Origin of the sequence: Paenibacillus sp. FSL H8-0315 (assembly GCF_038005365.1) — a bacterium.
Lineage (GTDB): Bacteria > Bacillota > Bacilli > Paenibacillales > Paenibacillaceae > Paenibacillus_AQ > Paenibacillus_AQ odorifer.
Map to the genome: position 1 here is coordinate 5,618,730 of NZ_JBBOTA010000001.1, position 20,228 is coordinate 5,638,957.

Annotated in this window: 23 protein-coding genes; 18 read left to right on the top strand and 5 right to left on the bottom strand. The window is 44.9% G+C overall.

What is annotated here, in order from left to right:
* Window positions 1–13: 13 nt before the first annotated feature.
* Complete coding sequence (locus MHB56_RS24260) at window positions 14–3,118, top strand: PAS domain-containing hybrid sensor histidine kinase/response regulator (RefSeq protein ID WP_076278625.1); 3,105 nt, start codon at window positions 14–16, stop codon at window positions 3,116–3,118.
* Between the two features lie 86 nt (window positions 3,119–3,204).
* Window positions 3,205–3,600, top strand: coding sequence for a NusG domain II-containing protein (locus tag MHB56_RS24265; RefSeq protein ID WP_036679457.1), 396 nt, complete (start codon window positions 3,205–3,207; stop codon window positions 3,598–3,600).
* On the opposite strand, the gene MHB56_RS24270 is transcribed toward MHB56_RS24265, so the two are convergent.
* The 3 genes from MHB56_RS24270 to MHB56_RS24280 are packed head-to-tail and all read right to left on the bottom strand — an operon-like array spanning window position 3,593 to window position 6,533.
* Window positions 3,593–4,468 carry a TIGR03943 family putative permease subunit gene (locus MHB56_RS24270; protein WP_076191309.1) on the bottom strand — a complete coding sequence of 292 codons (876 nt, stop codon included), beginning with the start codon at window positions 4,466–4,468 and terminating at the stop codon, window positions 3,593–3,595. The genes MHB56_RS24265 and MHB56_RS24270 overlap by 8 nt on opposite strands.
* 50 nt (window positions 4,469–4,518) lie before the next feature.
* A complete protein-coding gene (locus MHB56_RS24275; RefSeq protein WP_076278626.1) occupies window positions 4,519–5,508 on the bottom strand; it encodes a permease in 990 nt (329 codons plus the stop codon).
* Window positions 5,505–6,533 (bottom strand): CobW family GTP-binding protein, encoded by a 1,029-nt coding sequence (locus MHB56_RS24280; RefSeq protein ID WP_036679372.1) that lies wholly within the window; start codon window positions 6,531–6,533, stop codon window positions 5,505–5,507. The genes MHB56_RS24275 and MHB56_RS24280 overlap by 4 nt, the downstream gene beginning before the upstream one ends.
* A 203-nt stretch (window positions 6,534–6,736) precedes the next feature.
* On the opposite strand from MHB56_RS24280, the gene rpmG reads away from it, so the two are divergent.
* From rpmG to MHB56_RS24330, 10 genes are all read left to right on the top strand, one after another.
* On the top strand, window positions 6,737–6,886 hold the full coding sequence (rpmG, locus tag MHB56_RS24285; protein WP_076098468.1) for a 50S ribosomal protein L33: 150 nt from the start codon (window positions 6,737–6,739) through the stop codon (window positions 6,884–6,886).
* A 48-nt stretch (window positions 6,887–6,934) separates the two neighbouring features.
* The gene (locus MHB56_RS24290; RefSeq protein WP_076125069.1) at window positions 6,935–8,143 is read left to right on the top strand and encodes a GTP-binding protein; all 1,209 of its coding nucleotides are present in this window, start codon (window positions 6,935–6,937) and stop codon (window positions 8,141–8,143) included.
* A 218-nt stretch (window positions 8,144–8,361) separates the two neighbouring features.
* A complete protein-coding gene (locus MHB56_RS24295) occupies window positions 8,362–9,069 on the top strand; it encodes a metal ABC transporter ATP-binding protein (RefSeq protein WP_076125071.1) in 708 nt (235 codons plus the stop codon).
* Entirely contained in the window at window positions 9,015–9,881 is an 867-nt protein-coding gene (locus tag MHB56_RS24300) for a metal ABC transporter permease (RefSeq protein WP_076184340.1), read from the top strand. Before MHB56_RS24295 ends, MHB56_RS24300 begins: the two co-directional genes overlap by 55 nt.
* Window positions 9,871–10,929 (top strand): metal ABC transporter substrate-binding protein, encoded by a 1,059-nt coding sequence (locus tag MHB56_RS24305; protein ID WP_341144098.1) that lies wholly within the window; start codon window positions 9,871–9,873, stop codon window positions 10,927–10,929. The genes MHB56_RS24300 and MHB56_RS24305 overlap by 11 nt, the downstream gene beginning before the upstream one ends.
* A gap of 26 nt (window positions 10,930–10,955) precedes the next feature.
* Window positions 10,956–11,225, top strand: coding sequence for a 30S ribosomal protein S14 (rpsN, locus tag MHB56_RS24310; RefSeq protein WP_038569786.1), 270 nt, complete (start codon window positions 10,956–10,958; stop codon window positions 11,223–11,225).
* Between the two features lie 149 nt (window positions 11,226–11,374).
* The gene (locus tag MHB56_RS24315; RefSeq protein WP_081383129.1) at window positions 11,375–11,809 is read left to right on the top strand and encodes a DUF6157 family protein; all 435 of its coding nucleotides are present in this window, start codon (window positions 11,375–11,377) and stop codon (window positions 11,807–11,809) included.
* Window positions 11,787–12,557 carry a GNAT family N-acetyltransferase gene (locus tag MHB56_RS24320; RefSeq protein ID WP_341144099.1) on the top strand — a complete coding sequence of 257 codons (771 nt, stop codon included), beginning with the start codon at window positions 11,787–11,789 and terminating at the stop codon, window positions 12,555–12,557. Before MHB56_RS24315 ends, MHB56_RS24320 begins: the two co-directional genes overlap by 23 nt.
* 16 nt (window positions 12,558–12,573) lie before the next feature.
* Window positions 12,574–12,939, top strand: a complete 366-nt coding sequence (locus tag MHB56_RS24325) for a hypothetical protein (RefSeq protein WP_076125079.1) — start codon at window positions 12,574–12,576, stop codon at window positions 12,937–12,939.
* Window positions 12,940–12,942: 3 nt separating this feature from the next.
* The gene (locus tag MHB56_RS24330) at window positions 12,943–13,578 is read left to right on the top strand and encodes a class I SAM-dependent methyltransferase (protein WP_076125081.1); all 636 of its coding nucleotides are present in this window, start codon (window positions 12,943–12,945) and stop codon (window positions 13,576–13,578) included.
* 112 nt (window positions 13,579–13,690) lie between these two features.
* Here the strand turns inward: MHB56_RS24330 and MHB56_RS24335 are convergent, their stop codons facing one another.
* Window positions 13,691–14,494, bottom strand: coding sequence for an MBL fold metallo-hydrolase (locus MHB56_RS24335; RefSeq protein WP_341144100.1), 804 nt, complete (start codon window positions 14,492–14,494; stop codon window positions 13,691–13,693).
* 151 nt (window positions 14,495–14,645) lie between these two features.
* Entirely contained in the window at window positions 14,646–15,230 is a 585-nt protein-coding gene (locus MHB56_RS24340; protein WP_036679391.1) for a helix-turn-helix domain-containing protein, read from the bottom strand.
* Window positions 15,231–15,394: 164 nt separating this feature from the next.
* On the opposite strand from MHB56_RS24340, the gene MHB56_RS24345 reads away from it, so the two are divergent.
* The 6 genes from MHB56_RS24345 (at window position 15,395) to MHB56_RS24370 (ending at window position 20,210) form a co-directional block, all read left to right on the top strand.
* Complete coding sequence (locus tag MHB56_RS24345; RefSeq protein ID WP_036689213.1) at window positions 15,395–15,682, top strand: Dabb family protein; 288 nt, start codon at window positions 15,395–15,397, stop codon at window positions 15,680–15,682.
* A gap of 207 nt (window positions 15,683–15,889) precedes the next feature.
* Window positions 15,890–16,330 (top strand): DUF86 domain-containing protein, encoded by a 441-nt coding sequence (locus MHB56_RS24350; protein WP_076125085.1) that lies wholly within the window; start codon window positions 15,890–15,892, stop codon window positions 16,328–16,330.
* 58 nt (window positions 16,331–16,388) lie between these two features.
* On the top strand, window positions 16,389–17,054 hold the full coding sequence (locus tag MHB56_RS24355) for a helix-turn-helix transcriptional regulator (RefSeq protein WP_038569796.1): 666 nt from the start codon (window positions 16,389–16,391) through the stop codon (window positions 17,052–17,054).
* A 100-nt stretch (window positions 17,055–17,154) separates the two neighbouring features.
* Window positions 17,155–17,634 (top strand): YtxH domain-containing protein, encoded by a 480-nt coding sequence (locus MHB56_RS24360; protein WP_076125087.1) that lies wholly within the window; start codon window positions 17,155–17,157, stop codon window positions 17,632–17,634.
* 254 nt (window positions 17,635–17,888) lie between these two features.
* The gene (gene racE / locus MHB56_RS24365; RefSeq protein ID WP_036689641.1) at window positions 17,889–18,695 is read left to right on the top strand and encodes a glutamate racemase; all 807 of its coding nucleotides are present in this window, start codon (window positions 17,889–17,891) and stop codon (window positions 18,693–18,695) included.
* Between the two features lie 306 nt (window positions 18,696–19,001).
* The gene (locus MHB56_RS24370; RefSeq protein ID WP_076219389.1) at window positions 19,002–20,210 is read left to right on the top strand and encodes a M14 family metallopeptidase; all 1,209 of its coding nucleotides are present in this window, start codon (window positions 19,002–19,004) and stop codon (window positions 20,208–20,210) included.
* Window positions 20,211–20,228: the final 18 nt, after the last annotated feature.

A 20,228-nucleotide genomic window follows, 5' to 3' on the forward strand; every position in this document is an offset into this window, starting at 1 on the left:
AGGAGGCTTACAGGTGTCTGATTTTCTTTTTAAACAGCTATACTTACGGTCTTCTATCGGGATTGCGGTAGTCTCTCCAAAGGATGGGACGTTATTACAATCGAATCCTGCGCTATGCCAAATGTTTGGTTATGCAGAAGAAGATCTTTTGAATATAAATTATCTGGATCTTGTGTATCCGGAAGATAAAACTAATAACGATCATTCCGTTATCCTGAACGATTTGTTAGCTGAGCCTGGGACTGCATTAGAGAAAGAACGGCGGTTCTTGCGTAAGGATGGAGAAATCATCTGGGTAGCCCAACATATATTTTTAATCTATCAGGAGAATTCCAGTGAACCCTATGTCCTGATTTCTGAGTTAACGGATATCACTGACCGAAAACTTGCTGAACAAAAGATTCATGAAGATGAGCAGTTATATAATTTGATTACGAAAAATACACCGGATATGATTTCTTTTGGCGATCCTGACGGGACACTGCACTACGTATCTCCCTCAGTGGAGCTGCTATTAGGTTATTCCGCACAAGAAATGATAGGTACCAAAAGACCCGAGTATTATCACGTAGATGATGCTCTAGAGATGATTGAACAAGGTAAGATATATTCCGATACGGACGTATTTACTCGTAGAGCCCGTCATAAAGATGGACATTATTTGTGGATCGAGAGTTCTTCCCAAGTGGTACGTGATGAGCAGGGGAACGTTAAACAGATATTAACCATTGGTCGCGATATTACTCAGCGCAAGAAATACGAGGATATGCTGGCTAAAGCGCAACACCTTGCGAAGATGGGATCCTGGGAATGGGACATGACAAAATCACGGCTGACGGTTTCCAGAGAGATGCGTAATATTTTTGGCTTTTTGGAAGATGAGAGCAATCATTCTTATTTTGATTACAGACGTGTTTTTGCTTGCATTGATCCTGACGATTTCATCAGACTTGAACGGTTAGTACATCAATCCATGGAGAATGGGACTAATGGCGAAGTAACGGTCCGTATTCATAGTGCGGATGGAGAGCTGAAATATCTGGATGCGCACTGGGAAGTGATTACGGATGAAGAAGGAAGACTGCTGCAGATCAGCGGGATAGCCCAGGATGTCACCGAACGTCAACGAATGGAAGAACAACTGCGGGAAAGTGAGCAGAACTATCGTCTGATCTCAGAAAATTCTATGGACTTCATTTCACGTAATGCAGCGGACGGGAGCTTTACCTATCTGTATGCCTCACCCATCTGCCAGACTATGTTTGGCTATGCACCAGAAGAAATGTGCGGAACTAGAGGGATTGATTACATACATCCGGAGGACAGAATCAAATTAACTTCATATCTCAGCAATTGTATGGAGGGGAAGAAGCTTGAGCCTGTTATTCTCCGGTTTATTTGCAAAGACGGAACCTGTATTTGGACAGAAACGACACTGCGGTATATTTACTCTGAGACCTGCGGGAATCAGGAGCTTGTCTGTGTAACCCGCGACATTGGGGAACGTACGCGTCATTTTGAAGAAATACAGAAATTAAGTAACGAGTATGCGCTGATCTTGAATTCGGTCTCTGAGGGCATATTTGGGATGAACCTTGAAGGCAACACGATGTTCATTAATCCAGCAGCCATTACTATGTTGGGTTTCGATCCTACTGAGTGGGGAAACAGCAAATTTCATGCGATTCACCAAACCTGGCTGGATAACGAGTCTTTTACAGGAATTCAGAAGACGCTGCTTCCTTCGCGCTCCAATAATCTCACTATTGAAGATAGGGAGGGTGTGTTTTGGAGGCAGGATGGTTCAAGCTTTTTAGTCAGATATCGAATGACCCCACTGTTTGATGGTGATGAACGGATTGGGGCGGTTGTCGTCTTTCGTGATATCACGGAGGAGAAGGAGATTGTGCGGGCGAAGGAGTCTGCCGAGGAAGCGGACCGGGCAAAATCGGAGTTCCTAGCGATCATGAGCCATGAGCTGCGTACGCCTATGAACGGTATTATTGGGATGGCTGATCTTTTATCTGGGACGGAGCTGGATGAAGAGCAAAGCTACTACACACAGATCATTAACAAAAGCGGAGAGGCATTGCTTCATATTCTGAATGAAGTGCTGGATTTCAGCAAAATTGAAGCAGGCATGATGACGCTTGAACTGCAAATGGTGGATTTGCATGAAGTGATACAGAACGTTTGTGAACTGTTTTATCCGAAGGTTAAGGAAAAAGGGCTTTTACTTACTAGCGAGTTATCTCCTGAGCTTCCAGCCGTCATCATGACTGATGGGGCGAGATTGCGTCAAATTCTCGTAAATCTGGTTGGGAACGCAGTGAAATTTACGGAGACAGGTGAAATCAGTATCTCTGTTATGCTAGAAGCCTCAGAGGCATCCGGAAATCTTATCGTGAAATTTGTCGTAAAAGATACTGGGTTGGGGATTCCAGTTTCCAGCCAAGGTCTATTATTTCAATCCTTCTCGCAATTGCATCCGTCGATCAATCGTAAATATGGCGGAACAGGGCTTGGCCTTGCCATTAGTAAAAAGCTGGCCGAGCTTCTTGGCGGATCTATCGGTGTAAATAGCTGTGAGAATGAAGGCTCGGAGTTTTATTTTACAGTGGAGGTTTCTCTACCCAAAGAGGAATGGGATCAGAAATTGACCGTCAACGCCTCAACGGATTTGGTCAGAAATGATAAATCCACTGTTAAAGAGTTAACTACCGGTGAATATGGACCGATGTCCATTCTTATTGCTGAAGATCATCCTGTGAATCAGCAGCTTATGCAGGCGTATCTGAAAAAGAGGGGATATGTTCCTGACATCGCCTTAAATGGTGAGGAAGCAGTTCGGGCTGTGCTTTCCAATCATTATGATCTGGTATTTATGGATATTCAGATGCCTATTATGGATGGAATAGAAGCAACAGGAATCATACGTGAGAAGCTTGGGCTGAATCCAATCATCATTGCGGCTACAGCCTTTGCCAGAGATGAAGATAAGATGATGTGTCTTAGTGCTGGAATGCAGGATTTCATTTCTAAACCCATCTCGATAAAAGAGCTCGACCGGGTATTAAGAGAGTGGTCTGCCCAAATTCGTTTAGGTGAGCATCATTGACAAATAAGGTTATGATTAATATATTGATATTAATCGTAATCATTACGTATATTATTTGTCATGAAAGGATTCTTATCTTGCTAACAATGAAGCGCGGGGATATTTTAATTATTGTGATAGCCTTGTTAGCTGCGGGCTTGATTTATGGCATGAAGTGGTGGGACAGCAGCAATGAGCAGTATCAGCAAGGGGATTTGAAAGCTATAATTACGGTGGACGGTAAAGAGTACAAAACCGTTTCTTTGACTAAAGAAGAACAAATTATAGATATTCAAACGAAATTCGGTCACAATACGCTAAAGGTGTTTGATTATGGAATCCAAATGACCTATTCTGATGCTCCCTTAAGAATCGCTTTGGAAATGGGGTTCATCTCAAGACCCAAACAGCAAATTATCTGTATTCCAGCTCGTATTATGGTAGAAGTATTTAATCCTAATAAGTCTGAGAATGATGAGGATGAGCTAGATGCGATTATTTAGTAATCTTAGTTGAGCCTTCTAGCTCCTTCCATGCGGTGATAGAGTCAGGACTGGTGTAGATGTAAGGTGTTACGGGTTGTTTGATAGGTGTAATAGACTCTGCACTAATTTGCATAATTTCTTGACCTTTATAGGGAACAACTTGAAGCTTGCCCCGGACCTCTATCCAGGTATCGGTAGGCAGGCTTTTTAGCTTGCCGGAATCCACTAATATCCCAAAAGGTGTAGCATCGGCAGTACAGCATTGGACCAGAAATCTACCTATGGCAAAAGAATTCTCTGAATGTTCACCTTGATCACGATATAAAAAGCCGGAAATAGTAATTTCTTTGCCTGCAAATTGTTGTTTGTACAGCTCAAGCGCACCTAAAGTTTCGGAGAAAATCGCCGAATAAACTGGGACCACAGGTTGTGCATAAAGGATCTTGGCCAGCTCAGTAAGCTCTTCATGGTAAGGATCAATGGACTCGAATCTCGCGGAATTTTTAGCTTCAGTGGGCAAGGAGGATAGGGAGATTCCTTTTTTAGCAGCAGCCATACTTCCCAATGCGCGATCAGGAAGAAGAAATCCGAGCAGCAGTGGAAAAAGGAATAATCCATATAGCGCTGTACTTTTGAAAAAAGAATGTGGGAGCCGATGCTCGCAGTCACAGAGAACACTACCTTTGCCAAATAAAGCCTGTATGGTCAGACTGAGCGCCATAAGTGTCAGCGGGATTGGGCATAATTGAACCCAGCGTGCCAGTTTAGGAGCTACATAATAATGCAAAGCGTCCTGCTGTACCAGATGCCCGATATAGAGGGCGAAAGCGAGCAGAATGACCGCCCTTAACAAATAGTGAAACCGGATGCTACGAGAGTCATTCATGCTCTATCCTCCTACCCATGTTGTAAGCAACAGCTTACCACCTCTATGAATTACAGCCACAAGGACATGAATACCGCCCCAACAAACACGCTTGCGAAGATCAGAAAGAACAAATAAAGAGCGAATTTGGTCTTAAACAGTGAGAGCAACATCAATGAATTTTTGAAATCCAGCATGGGTCCGAATACCATAAAAGCGAGCAGAGCCCCAGATGGAAAAGAATGTACGAAGGTGGAAGCTACAAAGGCATCTGAGGTGGAGCAGAGCGAGAGCACAAATGCCAGTCCCATCATGAAGAAATATGACCCCAGCGGCTTAGCTCCGATCGCGGCCAGACTGTCTTGAACCATAAATGTCTGAATACCAGCGGTTAACAAGCAGCCGATCATTAAATATTTCCCCATCTCAAAAAACTCATCTGAGGTATGGACGAAGACAGCGGCTATTTTTCCCCCGCGAGAATTATTCTGATGAGCTTCCCCCGTTTCACGCTGAACATTTAGGCGGATGGGAGATTTTTTGACCGTTGCGTAGATTATCAAGCCTATGAGACAGGCTACAACAAACGCCAGACCCATACGGGCATAGGCCAGCTCCGAGTGGCTGCGAAATGCTGTCATGGTTGCCCCATAGACGACAGGATTTAGGATCGGTCCGGACAAAATAAAGACGATAGCCACGTAAACAGGCATACCTTTATGGATAAGCCGGCGGACGAGTGGGATCATTCCACATTCGCAGACCGGGAAAATAATTCCGAGCAGACATGCGAACAGAATGGCCGGAAGAGGTCGCCGCGGAATCCACCGGGAAATCATTTCATCCGGGATAAAGACGCGAAGCAGTGAAGATAACAATGCTCCTGCTAATACAAACGGCAAGGCTTCCAGCAATATGCCGATAAAAGCGGTTTTGAAGGTGTCGATGTACGCATTATCCAACAGTTCCAGATGATACGGCAGCCATACAAAACCAATGATAATCAGGAACGAGATCGGGAGGAGCAACGGCAGTGTTTTTAATGGTGAAAAGGTAGTCAAAACTCGAATAAGGCGGACCACCGATCTGCCAGCTGTTCTTCATCTATATTCATCCCGATGAACACTACATAAGGCATACCAGGATAACGAGAGGCTTCCCAGGTAGTACGCATCCCCGCATATTGAACAAGCTGAACCGGCTCCTGTTCGGACAAAAGAATATGCCCCTTGGCACGTAATAGGTTGTCACCCCATTCTTGAAAGAAAGCCTCTAGGCGTTCTTTAGAAGGCATTGTTGTCCTTACCTGCGGAATGGTTAACGTGATGGCTGTTACCTGCGAGAAAGAAGCATGCTGCTCCTCATGCAGCTCTTTTACAGCGGTTCCCCCATGCTCTGAATGCATTTGTTTCAATGATGCTCCTTTGAAGGTTTGAGGCGCTCGCTGCGGAGCCGGAGCTATGATTTTACGTGGGATAATTCCTGACAATATCGGAGACAGGTTGATTTCACTGTAATGGGTGTACACAATTTCAGCCTCCGTATTTTGTTTACGAACTCCCTTTTCAATTCGCCATAAGGTTTCCGGTTCTACGAGATCACTTTTATTAACGACAATAAGATCAGCTGTGGAAAGCTGCTTACGCAGGGTCCGAACGAGCTGTTTGTCAGAGGAGAGTCTGCTGTTATATTCCAGAGCATTTTCCGCATCTAACAGAGTGATGGTATAGTGCAGCTCCACCAGATCCTGTAGAGGAGTTTCCTGCAACGTTTTGGCGATTTCTTCAGGATCGGCGACGCCGGTCAACTCCATATAAATGGCATCTGGACGTCCTCTCAGCAGCACCATCAGGCTATCTGCCAAATCCTCTTTACGGCTACAACATACGCATCCGTCCAGCAGTTTAGTTACAGCTGTACCGGTATGCTCCTGCAAAATATACCCGTCCACATCTCGTTTGCCCAGTTCATTCATTACTACTCCTGGATTCAGCCCTCTTACCTTGCTCTCTTTCAGCAGGGACAACAGCAGAGTTGTCTTCCCGCTCCCCAGAAACCCGCTCAAAATAATTACTGGTATCTTCATGATCTCCACTCCTGCCTGATTCTCTAGGAATTACAAGAATCATATTTTTTATAATTCCATCTATACGTAATTTGTCCACCAGAAAGACCACAAAATTAAGAGAGTTGAAATTTTTACAAGATCATAGTTGACAGATTGTGAATAAACCGTGTACGATGTGTTAATCGTAATAATTACGATTTAATCAAAAGGAGATGGAAATGATGAGAGTAATCATTACTCTGGCATGTACGGAGACAGGAGATCGCAACTATACCACTACCAAGAATAAACGAAATCATCCAGGGCGTATGGAAATGAAAAAATATTGTCCACGCCTAAAGAGAGTAACCTTACATCGCGAAACCCGTTAAGGGCGGATGTTTTTAATCTTGATTTTATAAACGATAGGAGTGGTATAGTTGAAAAAGCTCCCTGTTACCGTGCTCAGTGGATATTTGGGCTCTGGGAAAACAACATTGTTGAATCATATTCTGCACAACCGTGACGGTCTTAAAGTAGCTGTTATTGTAAATGACATGAGTGAAGTGAATGTGGATGCGAATCTGGTGAAGTCCGGAAATACGCTTTCCAGGACTGAAGAGAAATTGGTTGAGATGTCCAATGGTTGCATCTGTTGTACACTTCGTGATGATTTGATTGTCGAAGTACAAAAACTGGCTGCGGAAGGGCGATTTGATTACATCCTGATTGAATCCTCAGGCATTAGCGAACCTGTACCAGTAGCACAGACCTTTACCTATGCCAATCCCGAGTTGGATATTGATCTGACTTCTCTTGCTCAATTAGACACGATGGTGACTGTTGTGGATGCTGGGCGTTTCTGGCATGACTTCTCCTCAGGTGATAGTCTGATGGACCGCAACCAAACGGCTGGAGAAGGGGATTTCCGCGATATTGTGGATCTGCTTATTGATCAGATCGAAACTTGTGATGTCTTGCTGCTTAATAAGTGCGATCTGTTGAAAGAAGATGAACTCAATAAGCTTGAAGCTGTGCTGCGTAAGCTTCAGCCGTCTGCTAAGCTGATCCGTACAATTAACGGCGTAGTAGATCCAAAGGAAATTCTAAATACCGGATTGTTTGATTTTGAGAAAACAAGCTTATCCTCTGGTTGGATCGCCGAGCTGAATAAAGAGACCCATACCCCTGAGACGGAGGAATACGGGATTTCTTCTTTCGTCTATCGCCGGAGAACACCGTTCCACCCGCAAAGATTAAGTTTTTTCTTTAGCAACTGGCCGGAAGAGGTCGTTCGGGCAAAAGGGGTGGCATGGGTAGCGGCAAAAGGTGATCTTGCAGCTACTGTAAGTCAGGCAGGACCTTCCATTCAGTTCGGACCTGCTGGTTACTGGTTGGCTACAATGCCTAAGGATCAGCAGCTGGAGGTGCTGGAAAGCGAACCTGAGCTGCGGGCAAAATGGGACGAGCAGTGGGGCGATAGAATAAATGAAATCGTATTTATCGGTGTAAATATAGATCAGGCACAACTCGAAGCCAGATTGGACAGATGTCTGCTGACAGCGGAGGAGCTGAAGCAGGATTGGACAAAGTTCAACAATCCACTTCCGTGGCCTGTTGAAGAACTCCTTGCGGCTGCTGAGGAATAGATACTTAGTAAATTAACGGTGGAAATCCGGAATCCAGAAGGTGGGATTCCGGATTTTTGTTGTATTCGAAAAAGGACTAATAGTTATTATTACGATTAATTTTCAGTTTTGGGTTTACAAATCGTAATGATTACGATATTATCAAATTTGTTAAATCGTAAAACTTACGATTTAATCTGGGTTGGACATAATATCAGTCAGAAGGGAGGCGAGGCATGATGATCCTATCATCCATGCGGAATGTAGTGTTCGGGTATGGGGATGAACCTGTTCTTGATGATATCTCATTAGATATTCATACCGGACAGTTTATTGGTATAACGGGACCCAATGGTGCTGCTAAAACCACCCTGCTGAAGCTAATGCTCGGCCTGCTTCGTCCATGGAGTGGAACGGTTCAGTTGAATAAAGAGTTATCAGATAACGGAAAGATGGTTATCGGCTACGTTCCACAGCAGGTAGCTTCTTTTAACGCAGGGTTCCCAAGTAAGGTGATCGAACTGGTTCGCTCGGGTTGTTATCCAAGGCTTGGATTATTTAGACGCTTTACACCTGAGCAGGACGAGATCGTTGAGCGAAGTTTAAAGCAGGTGGAGATGTGGCATTTGCGAGACCGGAAGATAGGAGAACTGTCAGGCGGCCAGAAGCAGCGGATTTGCATCGCTCGAGCATTGGCACAACAGCCGCAGATATTGGTTCTCGATGAACCTACTACGGGGATGGATCTGGACAGTCGTATTGGGTTCTATAAGCTGATGCGCCATGATGTCAGTGAACACGGCCGGACCGTAATCATGGTGACGCATGGCCTGGAAGAGACCAGCTCCTATCTGGATACGTTGATCAGCCTGGAACGAAAGGAGAATGAGGGTTGGCAATGTTTAGTTACGAATTCATGCAACGTGCATTTTGGGCCGGTGGATTAATTGGCATTATCGGTCCGCTACTCGGGGTATATCTCATGCTTCGCCGTCAGGTCCTAATGGCGGATACCCTCTCTCATGTTTCGCTTGCAGGAGTAGCACTAGGCTCAATACTACAGCTTAATCCGGCACTAAGTGGCTTCATGGTAGCGATTCTCGGTGGTATTGTCATCGAACAGCTTCGACGTTCTTATCGTACATATAGCGAGCTTCCGGTAGCGATTATTATGACCTCTGGATTAGCATTGGCAGTTGTACTTATGAGCTTAAAGCAGAATTTAAGTAAAAGCTTCAGTTCCTATCTGTTTGGTTCCATCGTTGCGGTCAGCGACACTCAGCTAAAGATTATCGCTGTGGTTGCTGTAATCGGTCTGATCTATTTTATTGTGTTACGCAGATCCTTATATAATCTGACCTTTGATGAAGAGACCGCTAGTATCAGTGGAGTTCATGTGGGCTGGTTATCATTTTCGTTTGCTGTACTAACTGGAATGACAGTCGCTGCTGCGATGCCAGTTGTTGGAGTGCTGTTAGTCTCAGCGCTTATTGTTTTGCCAGCTTCGATTGCTTTGCGTATAGCGTCTGGTTTTACGACAGCTATATTGATCTCAATCGGCGTAGGATTACTCGGCGTTTTTAGTGGCCTAAGTGCCTCGTATTACATCAATACACCGCCTGGTGGGACGATTGCTCTTATACTGCTATCGTTCTTATTAATCGCAATTTTGGTACAGAAGCTGATCCGACTAAGAAATCGTCGGCGAATTCATAAAACTATTTCCAGTAAAGGAGTTACACCTCTCCATGAAATTTAGAATCCATCATTTAGCCATTTTGTCCCTGTCCGCGTTACTTATTGCCGCCGGTTGCGGTAATAATGCTGTTAATTCTTCTACTACTACGAATGCTTCTGGAGCCGCAGAAGCTACAGCCCTTCCGGAGTCATCTAAATTAAATATTAAAGTCAGTTTCTATCCTATTTACGAGTTTACCAAAAATGTGGCAGGAGATCTGGCGGACGTGGAAGCACTCATACCAGCAGGAATCGAACCCCATGATTGGGAACCGACAGCAAAAGATATGGCAGAAATCTCAGATGCGGATATGCTGATCTATAATGGCGCAGGAATGGAAGGCTGGGTAGATCAGGTGCTGGAAAGTGTATCTGGCACTCCGTTAATTACTGTAGAAGCGAGCAAGGGTCTGGACATCATGGAAGGCACGGAAGAGGAAGAAGCTGACCACCACCATGAAGAAGGAGAGCATGCTCATGAAGAAGAGGAGCATGCTCATGAAGAAGGAGAACATGCTCATGAAGAGCATTCGCATGATCACGGTGGATTAGATCCGCATGTGTGGCTCAATCCTACATTAGCCATTCAAGAAGTGCGTAACATTGAAGCAGCTTTAGCTGCTGCCGCACCTGAACATGCCGAGGATTTTAAGACAAATGCAGATGCTTATGTAGCTAAGCTGGAGCAACTGGATCAAGAATTTAAGGACGGTCTTAAGGATACTAAACGCAAGGATTTTATTACTCAGCATGCGGCTTTCGGATACCTTGCCAAGCAGTATGGATTAACTCAGGTCCCGATTGCCGGACTATCTCCGGAGCAGGAGCCTTCTGCCGCAAATATGAGTAAGATTGTGGAGTTTGCGAAAGAGCATAAAGTGAAGACGATTTTCTTCGAGACACTTGTATCCTCCAGTGTGGCAGACACAATAGCAAAAGAGATTGGTGCCAAAGCAGCCGTTCTAAACCCAATTGAAGGATTAACAGAGGAAGATCGCAGTAAAAACCTGGATTATTTAGGAATCATGCGTCAGAACCTGGAAGCCTTGAAGAGTGCATTGAACGAGTAGATTTAAAGGATGGAAGGAGAACGAACATGGCCAAGAAATCTAAAGTTGTGAAAGAATTGAAGAGACAAGCACTAGTCGCCAAATACGCTGTTAAAAGAAAAGAACTAAAGGAACAGGGGGACTATATGGCTTTGCAAAAGCTGCCACGTGATTCCTCCGCAACTCGTCAAAAAAATAGATGCCAAGTGTCTGGCAGACCTCGAGGCTATTTGCGGAAATTTAATGTTTCCCGAATTGTATTCCGCGAATTGGCGCATAAAGGTCAGATTCCGGGCATTACCAAGTCGAGTTGGTAAATGAGAACGGCTAATCCTCCGTAGTTTAGAGGATTGGCCGTTTTTTCTGTTCATCCATCATGGGCTTTAGAAAATTCGGCTATGCTTAGAATAGGAAAATGATTTATCATAGAAGGAATATATTTCTATTTAAGATGGAGGTGATGCAAATGAGCTATACCGATACTTTTATTCGTGTAGCAGAGGACTGTCCTGAGGAAATAGGAGTTCCTCCGATGTCTTGCCGAACGCTCCCGCCTGCACATGTGATTCAATATGAACTGTTAATCAATGAGCCCTACAAATACAATCATGAAGAACTTCTGTACGAGGTTCATGTGCGCCATAAACAAATTCCACAGGAAGAACGTTTGGCCCGTAAGGAAGAAATATGGAACGAACTATTTTCCAAAAATCATCCTTGTCTAAGGGCTTCACTGTTGCCGAAGCGTTTTGGTTGGGGTGTTCATTATAACGGTGAGGGGAAAATAGCTCTCTATGGCAAAGAGTCTCCCGAATATGACTATTTCACCTCCCAAGGGGAGGGAGCTGTGAAATTACTGCCTGCGATGCGTAACAAACGTGCTTCAAAAGGAGCGGATTAAGCTGTATAAATTCATAGAAGAAATCACACTTAATACTTGGCCGGCGGAGCAAAGCGTTCTCCTGCAGGGCTGGATTCTACGTTCGGCAGCTGGTTATACAAAAAGGGCCAATTCGGTCAATCCATTATACGGGGCTGACAGCTCTCAGGTTGAACTCACAGAACAAATCAAGCTTGCGGAGCGGTATTATGAGCATGCTGGACTACAGTCTGTGTTCAAAATAACCCCCTACATCCTGCCGCCAAAGCTTGATGAGATTCTTGCAGAGCGTGGCTATACAATTGCCGAGCCTTCATCTGTAAGGCTTCTTGATCTGGGGGACTTAGCGAGCCCCGATCTGCGTTATACGGTTCAGATACAGGAGAGCTTGACTGAAGAGTGGCTGCACACCTTCAGTGAGCTTACCGGCTTGTCTGATAAGAACCGGGAAACCTTAACTAGAATGTTGTCTGCATCACATTTGCAGCAGGGTTATGTCCTGTTGTTTAATCATGGTGTTCCTGTCGCCTGCGGTCTTGGTGTGATTCAGAACGGGTACTTGGGTCTGTATGATATTGTCACTTCCCCTGCTCATCGTAGAAAGAGAATGGCGGAACAACTGCTGCTAGCGTTGCTTAATTGGGGGAGAGTAAAGGGAGCAACGACTTCCTTTCTGCAAGTTGTGCAAGCGAATACGGGGGCTTCAGCCTTGTATGACAAGCTGGGTTTTAAGGAGATCTATCAGTATTGGTATAGAGTGAAAAACTAGCTGAGGAGGGGATGCGGTGAGAAAATTAGGATTGAATCTCCTGATCATTATTGTGTACTGTTTTCCATTTGTATATTTCGCGATGGATAAAGATTTCAATAATGGTTCAATGGTTGGTTATTTAATGATGATCGTCATAACATCACTAATAGCTTTTTTGGGAAAATGGTCTAATAATATAATTGCTATAGTCATTGGGAATATTGCTTCTGCATTTGTCTCTTATTATTTTATTAGCAACTTGTCAGGGGAAGGCGGTTGGGACGGGACGTTTTTCAAACCACTTGGACCTACAGGATCGTTTATATTTTTTAGTATGCTAAACCTGATCCCTCAGTTCCTTGCGATGAAATTAGCGAATAAATTTAAAAAGAAGGTCTAATCTATGTCCGAATACTGGAGTCGAAGATTTGCTCAGGAAGGCATGATCTGGGGGAGTGAACCTAGTCCTACAGCTCAGGCAGCAAGGGATATATTCCGGCAACATAACGTGAAATCAGTTTTAGTCCCGGGTGCGGGATACGGAAGAAATACGAAGGTGTTCTCAGATGAGTTTAAGACCTTAGGCATTGAGTTGAGCGAGGACGCGTTAAAGATGGCGGCAGAATGGGATCCCAAGAGCCATTTTATCTCAGGTTCCGTATTAGATCCTATTTCTGAAGTACAGGTTGATGCTGTCTACTGCTATGACGTATTGCATTTATTTCTCGAAGAGGATCGCCGTAGGCTCGTAGCTAATTGTCTGGAACAGCTGCGGCCGGATGGCTTGCTCTATTTTACCAGTTTTTCCGATGAGGATGCGAACAACGGCTGTGGAACACTTTTGGAACCGGGAACCTACGAATACAAAGAGGGAAAATACGCCCATTTTTTTAGTGAAGAAGATTTAAGACAACATTTTGCAGGTACGAAAATAATTACGACCGGCTCATGTGTGGAGACTTTATGTGGGCCGCTTGGAAAAAAACATCAATACATACTGAGATATATCGTCGCACGTAAATCTGCACTAAGCAAGTAATTTAGGGAGGAACTCCCTATAATTTCGTTGAATATCCGTAGAATCGGCTATATCAAATGAATTATAGGGACTTTTTCCCTAGACCTCTGTGCGCTGACCAGGAGTACCTTTTTTACACAAATTTACCTTGACCCGGTAGCGCCATTTCTTTGAAATTTTTGCACAAATGAGCAAGCTGAGTAGACAGCTCCTCACCTTCCATGGGTACTCCATGTCCCGAAAGAACAAGATGTGGATTCAGCAAGGCAAGGGTACGGACTGATTTCTCAGCAGCTTCCCAGTCTGTCGTGAAATAAGAGGGAGGGCCATGCACCACCTGATGCTGCGTAGCCACTGCAAATACGGATTCCTGTTTGACCGTAAGGAACGTATCACCAGCGATCAGAACTCTATCCTCAGGCCTGAACAGGGAGATATGTCCGGGACTATGTCCAGGGGTATGGATCCATTCCCAGCCCTTCGCATCAGGAACAGTCCTGTCTTCCGGCAAGGGATGAACGGCTGAACCAAGGTCAATGCCATGATGTGAAAATAAAGGGGAAATCATGCTCATAAGCCCGCCGCCTACGGCCGGATCGGCTGGAGGGTAGTCTTCTTTACCTGTCAGAAAAGGTAGTTCTAGCGGATGAGCATATACAGGCACATTCCATTCCTCAACAAGCCTTTTTACACCCCCAATATGGTCAAAATGCCCATGCGTCAGGATAATTGCCACCGGAGGTTTATCATAATGCTCCGTAGCAAAATCAATAATATTGCCTGTATATGAGCTAAGACCAGTATCTACAAGAACCCAATCCGAAGAGGGCTGGCCAATTAATGCGACATTTACAAACATAGTGCGAAGTCCAATGACACCAGGGGCCACTTTCCAAGTATCGGTATAGCCCTTTGACAGAATTCCGTTAAGTTTCATCTTGCGCCTCCTGACCCGTTCTTTAGTACTACACAATATATTTACACACAGTAGTATGACCTCTTTTTAAGAAAAAAAGGTATGGCAAATAACCCTTCTCATGATTTCTTGAAGAAGGGCTGTGTTAGACGTGTTTTGTGAGAGGATTGTATTAGAGCGTTCCGCAGTCTGCAAATAGAATATGGCGTGGAATCCGAAAGAAAGCCTCGGCTTTTTCCTGCAGAGCAGGGGTCGGCAGATGGCTGTTGTGGAGCCATTTTCGAAATGTTCCAGGATGGACGCCTATCCAGATACTTACATCCGTTACTGAGAAATCGTAAACCATACAAAGTCCGGTCAGGATAACATTGCTGCGCGGTGAACTGGTAATACTTCTTTTCATAAAACGTGAAGGTGTAGGCTGACATACAATGGGGCTTTGACGAATCAATGCTTCATTGAACAGAATGTGGGGTGGGTACCCCAATAGGCGGCAGGTCTTGTCAATGTTATTGTTGGAAGGGATACGACCTTCGTATACCCAAGCGCTTACACTGCGTGAGGATATACCAAGCTCTTCTGCGAGTCGTGACAGCTTGATATCCTTAGCCATCAATACAGCAAGCAGCACACGGTTTCTAATCTGGCTGCGCTTTGGACGGCGAAATCTTTTGACTCGAACGCCTTGTCCAAGGTATTTGCGATTGATCAGAGACCACGCCTGGATATTATGAGTTTCTTGTTGGTTATTAGGCATAATTCCTCCGATTTTTTAAAAATATACTACAACACTTTCTGGTATATCGGCAATGGTTAATGCTGCTATTTCTGACAACACCGTTTAAGTTTCTTTCAGAACAGCTACGCTTATGATATATTTTTAATATCTAATTACAATATTACATTAGGGAGCGATATAGAATGATCAAACATATTGTGTTTTTCAAATTAAAAGATCGGTCCGAAGAAAGCGTAGCGGCAACGGTAGCAGTACTGCGTAATATGGAAGGCAAGATCCCGCAGCTTCTCTCCATCGAGGTGGGTGCTGACATCATTCATTCCGATCGTTCCTTTGATATTGCTCTAGTCACAGAAGTGGCTTCTCTAGAGGATTTACAGGCGTATCAGGTTCATCCGGCGCATAAAGAAGTTATTGCTCACATTAATGAAGTCAAAGAGCTCTCGATTGCTGTAGATTACGAAATTTAAGCTGCTGCTTGAATATAGTATCATCATTTTATACCGGAAGCGGTGACAGGAATGCGTGAGCTTGAGTATCCAATGGAAGCGTTAACTTATTTAGTCGTTTTTCTCGGAGCATGTTTCGTAATGTTCTTCTGGCTGAAACGCCGTGGCAAACGCGGTAAGTAGAGATTAGGACGGTTCTCTAACAATTATAGACATGGGGGTATTGCTGTGTATTATGTCAACCGCAATCAAATCGAAACCATTCTTGCTCAAATCCCTGATATTACCGCTGGTCTTCGGACTGTAGCAGCTTCCTGGGATGGTACAACATTAACCGGACTAATACAGGAACGCTGCCTCCATCTGGCAATAGAGGTTGTAACAGACGTTGGTAGCTGTCTCATTGACGGGTTTATTATGCGTGATGCTGGAAGTTATGAGGATATAATTTCTATTATTCATGAAGAGAAAGTGCTAGGTCAAAGTGTGATTTATGAGAGATTGATAGAATTAGTTGCTCTGCGTAAGCCACTCGTTCAGGATTATTATGCTTGGGAGAGAGGTGATCTGCATCCACTTACCCCCATTCTTTCGGAAGTACTTGAGCAGTTTGCCGTTGAGGTACGGAAATATTTGGACCAGGAGCTTGGAGCCAGCGTACCGCTATAATAGCATAGGATAGAATCACATAGAATAGGCGATAGCCGTGAAAGAGAGGGGTTCCTTTATGATGAAGATGGGGCAGGAAAACGGATCGACAAGACAAATGATTATGACGCTCCTGAAGACGAAAGGAACACTGACCATCGGCGCGCTGGCAGAAGAATTGGGAATTACAGAGATGGGTGTCCGTCGTCATGTGCTTCAGCTGGAGCAAGAAGGGCTTGCAAAGACAAAAGTGGTCCGGCAAGCGATGGGGCGGCCTTTACATATGTACTCATTAACGGAGAGAGCCGAAGAATATTTCCCAAAAAGTTATCACAACTTGGCTTTGGAGCTTCTGCGTGAATTGGATTACGGCAGTGGACTGGATGCTGTTAATACATTATTTGAAGGACGCCGCCGCCGAATGCTCGCTCAGTATGCTCCGATGATGGAACGGCGGAATTTGGAAGAACGCGTCGCCGAATTATCTTCCATCCAAAATGCCGGTGGATATATGGCAGAATGGAACCGCGAAGAGGATGGCTCATATGTCATAAGGGAGTACAATTGCCCGATTCGCCAAGTGGCTACCCAGTATCGTAAGGCTTGCCAATGTGAGCATAGTCTTTTCGAAGAACTGCTGGATGCTAAGGTCACACGTAATGAATGTATGGCAGAGGGCGGCCATTGCTGCCGCTACGCTATCGTACCCAAAAATGTTACAGACAAAACTTCTGAAAAGTTATAATAATTAGTCACAAGACAATCCCCTGCTGCTTATGATATAGCAGATATAGGCATTAGCCCGGTAGAGCGGGGAGCAATGAATTTAAAGGAGAGATGAAACGATGAAAAAGGACACCAAAGGCTTATTATGGGGCGCTTTAGTCGGCAGTGTGGTTGGATCGGTGACAGCATTGCTGTTCGCACCTAAACCAGGTAAAGAGCTGCGCAAGGATATTGCGGAAGGAACTGCCGCTGGTATTGAGAAGGTTCAAGAAATTGCTGTTCAAGCCGGAGACAAGAGCATTGAGATTTATGACAAAGCAAAAGATTCGATTGGGCATGTAGTGCATGAAGTTCGGGAATGGAGCAAATCATGTGCGAATGCTGTTGATGAAGAAGAAAAAATCACAGTAACTGTAAGCGGTATTGCTACAGAAGATGCTGTAGAAGCAGTTGACGCTGTAGAAGCTGTTGAAGAGGCTGCTGCTACTTTGGAAATGGAAACTGAGTGGGTTGAGGCCACTATAAGTGAAGATGTAAGCGAAGAAGTTAGCCTTGAAGAAGTCGTTCAAGATGACAAGGTTGATAAAGAAATTCTATAATGGGACCGTGGTTTAAATCCTCTGTTTCAGTGGTAAAAGAGTACTCATTCTCTTATAATAGAGCCGCTTTTCGCATTGGGCGGAGGGTGGCTTTTTTAATTAGTTTGCCCCCGCTTGTTAAATGATGGAAGAAGACTAGTCTTGAACTAAGAGGGCAAAAGGAGTAATATCTGCAATTGGGGCTGAAAGCCAGGTACATTTTGTTTTCACCTTACATAAGCTACACAAAACAAGTAGAAGGAAGCGGTGTGTTCGTGCAGCAAGCTATAGCAATATTAGACTCAGGTGTGGGAGGGTTAACAGTTGTCAAAGAAGTGATGAGGCAACTCCCGCGGGAGAAGATCATTTATTTCGGAGATACTGCCCGAGCTCCGTACGGACCCCGTTCGACCGAGGAAGTACAACTGTTTACTGAACAAATTGTAGATTATTTGATCCAGTTTAATCCTAAAATGATCGTTATCGCTTGTAATACCGCAACAGCTGCGGCACTCGATTATATCTCAGCCAAGGTCTCCATCCCTGTAATTGGGGTGATTCATCCCGGAGCCCGCGCAGCAATTAGCGCAACCAAAAGCGGACATGTCGGCGTGATCGGTACGGTAGGAACCATCAACAGCGGAGCTTATACTAACGCATTAAAGCAGTTGTCCCCTTTTGTTGAGGTTGTAAGTCAAGCCTGTCCAGCGCTTGTCCCACTTGTCGAGCAAGGCAAGTTCCGCTCAGAGAAAAGTTACGATATCGTAGAAGAGGCACTCGAAGGCATTAAAGACACTAACATCGATACTTTAATTTTAGGATGCACTCATTATCCATTTCTTGTAGAACCCATTGGTGAGACTATGGGATCAGGAGTCAAGCTGATCAGTTCTGCAGATGAGACCGCTCGTGAGATCAGCACAATTTTATATGACAAAGGCAAGCTGTCCATCGGCGATGAAAGTCCAATTCATCAGTTCTTCTGCAGCGGTGATGCTGAGATGTTTCAAAGCATCGCGCGAGACTGGCTTGGAGAACAAATTAGACGTACTCCAGTAGTGTGGCAAGTATCCACGTTATAAGCAGGAGCAATGTTGAATTGAATGGGGACAAACTCCATGGGAGTGTAAAAAGAAAAACAGACTGGGAAAGCACATTTCCCAGTCTGTTTTTTTGAAATATAAGCATTTATACGCTGCGGATCTGTAATATCCTTATTTTCATGAGAAATGGTTGCCATCTATAAAGGGCGATGACGTTGTTTTTTCTTGTGATTCATTTCTCCTTCATGCCGGGTAGTGGCGCTTGCATACAATAGAGTTAAGTGCTGTATGCCGCTGTTTTTGTATTGCTGTATCAGCAATTTAAGGCCGAGAGGATGAGACCTAATGCGACAATATATTGCAAACAGGGGAGATACCGTAAGCCGAATTGCCGCTCTACATGGATTAACTCCTGAGCATGTTATTCAAGGTAATCCATGGGTTGGGAGGCAGTCTTATTTATACCCAGGCCAGGTTTTATTTCTGCCATCTTCGCCGCGTAAAAGGTATGCTGTGCAGGAAGGGGACACTCCAGAACGGATAACCTCATTATTTAATGTGAATTTAGAGGATTTGGAGAAGCTTAATCCTGGTGTGACCTCAGGGCGCTGCTGTACACCTGGAAAAATACTTGTCATTCCACCCCCGATTCCAGACCGCGTGGTGTTTCTGCGCGGGGAGTACGGTCCGGCAGATGTTGAGAGTGACATTGACAGCTTGCTTGTCCAATACCCGTTTATACAAGCAGCCACAATAGGCACGAGCGTACTCGGCAAGCCACTCCATGTACTCAAGATCGGGAACGGCACTCGTCATCTGCATGTTAACGCCGCTTTGCATGCCAATGAATGGCTGACTTCGCCATGCTTGATGTCCTTCATAGAGGAGTATGCAGCAGCTTATGCTGAAGGCTTGGAATGGAATGGACATAACCCTGAGGTTTGGTTCCAAAACTGGACATTATGGGTCGTGCCTATGGCTAATCCAGATGGTGTGGAGCTGGTTCAGGAAGGGGTTTTGCCTGACCATCCGTTTTATGATGACCTCATGAGATGGAATGGTGGACGAAGCAGCTTCCGGCATTGGAAAGCTAACATCCGCGGTGTGGATCTTGGGGATCAATTTCCCGCTCATTGGGAAGAGGAGCGGGAACGTCGGGGAGTAAGGCAGCCCTCACCTCGGGATTACAGCGGCCCTGAGCCGCTGAGTGAGCCTGAAGCAGCTGCTCTGGCAGCCCTGGCTGAGGAAGCGCCTGGCGAAGCTGCAGTGTCTCTGCATAGCCAAGGAGGAGAGATTTATTGGAACTACCGCGGGTATGAGCCTCCCGAGAGCCGTGAATTAGCCGCGCAGCTGGCAGTTGCGAGCAGTTACCGGGCAGTGGAGCTGACGGGAAGTGATGCCGGATATAAGGATTGGTTTATTCAGACCTTCCGCAAACCTGGATTTACTGTGGAGCTTGGGATTGGCAAAAATCCGCTGCCACTAGCAGATTTTGAAGATATGGCCCTGGAAACAGGACTTATATTAGCAACGCTCCTTTCCAATGTGAAATAATTATGAAACATTTGCAGT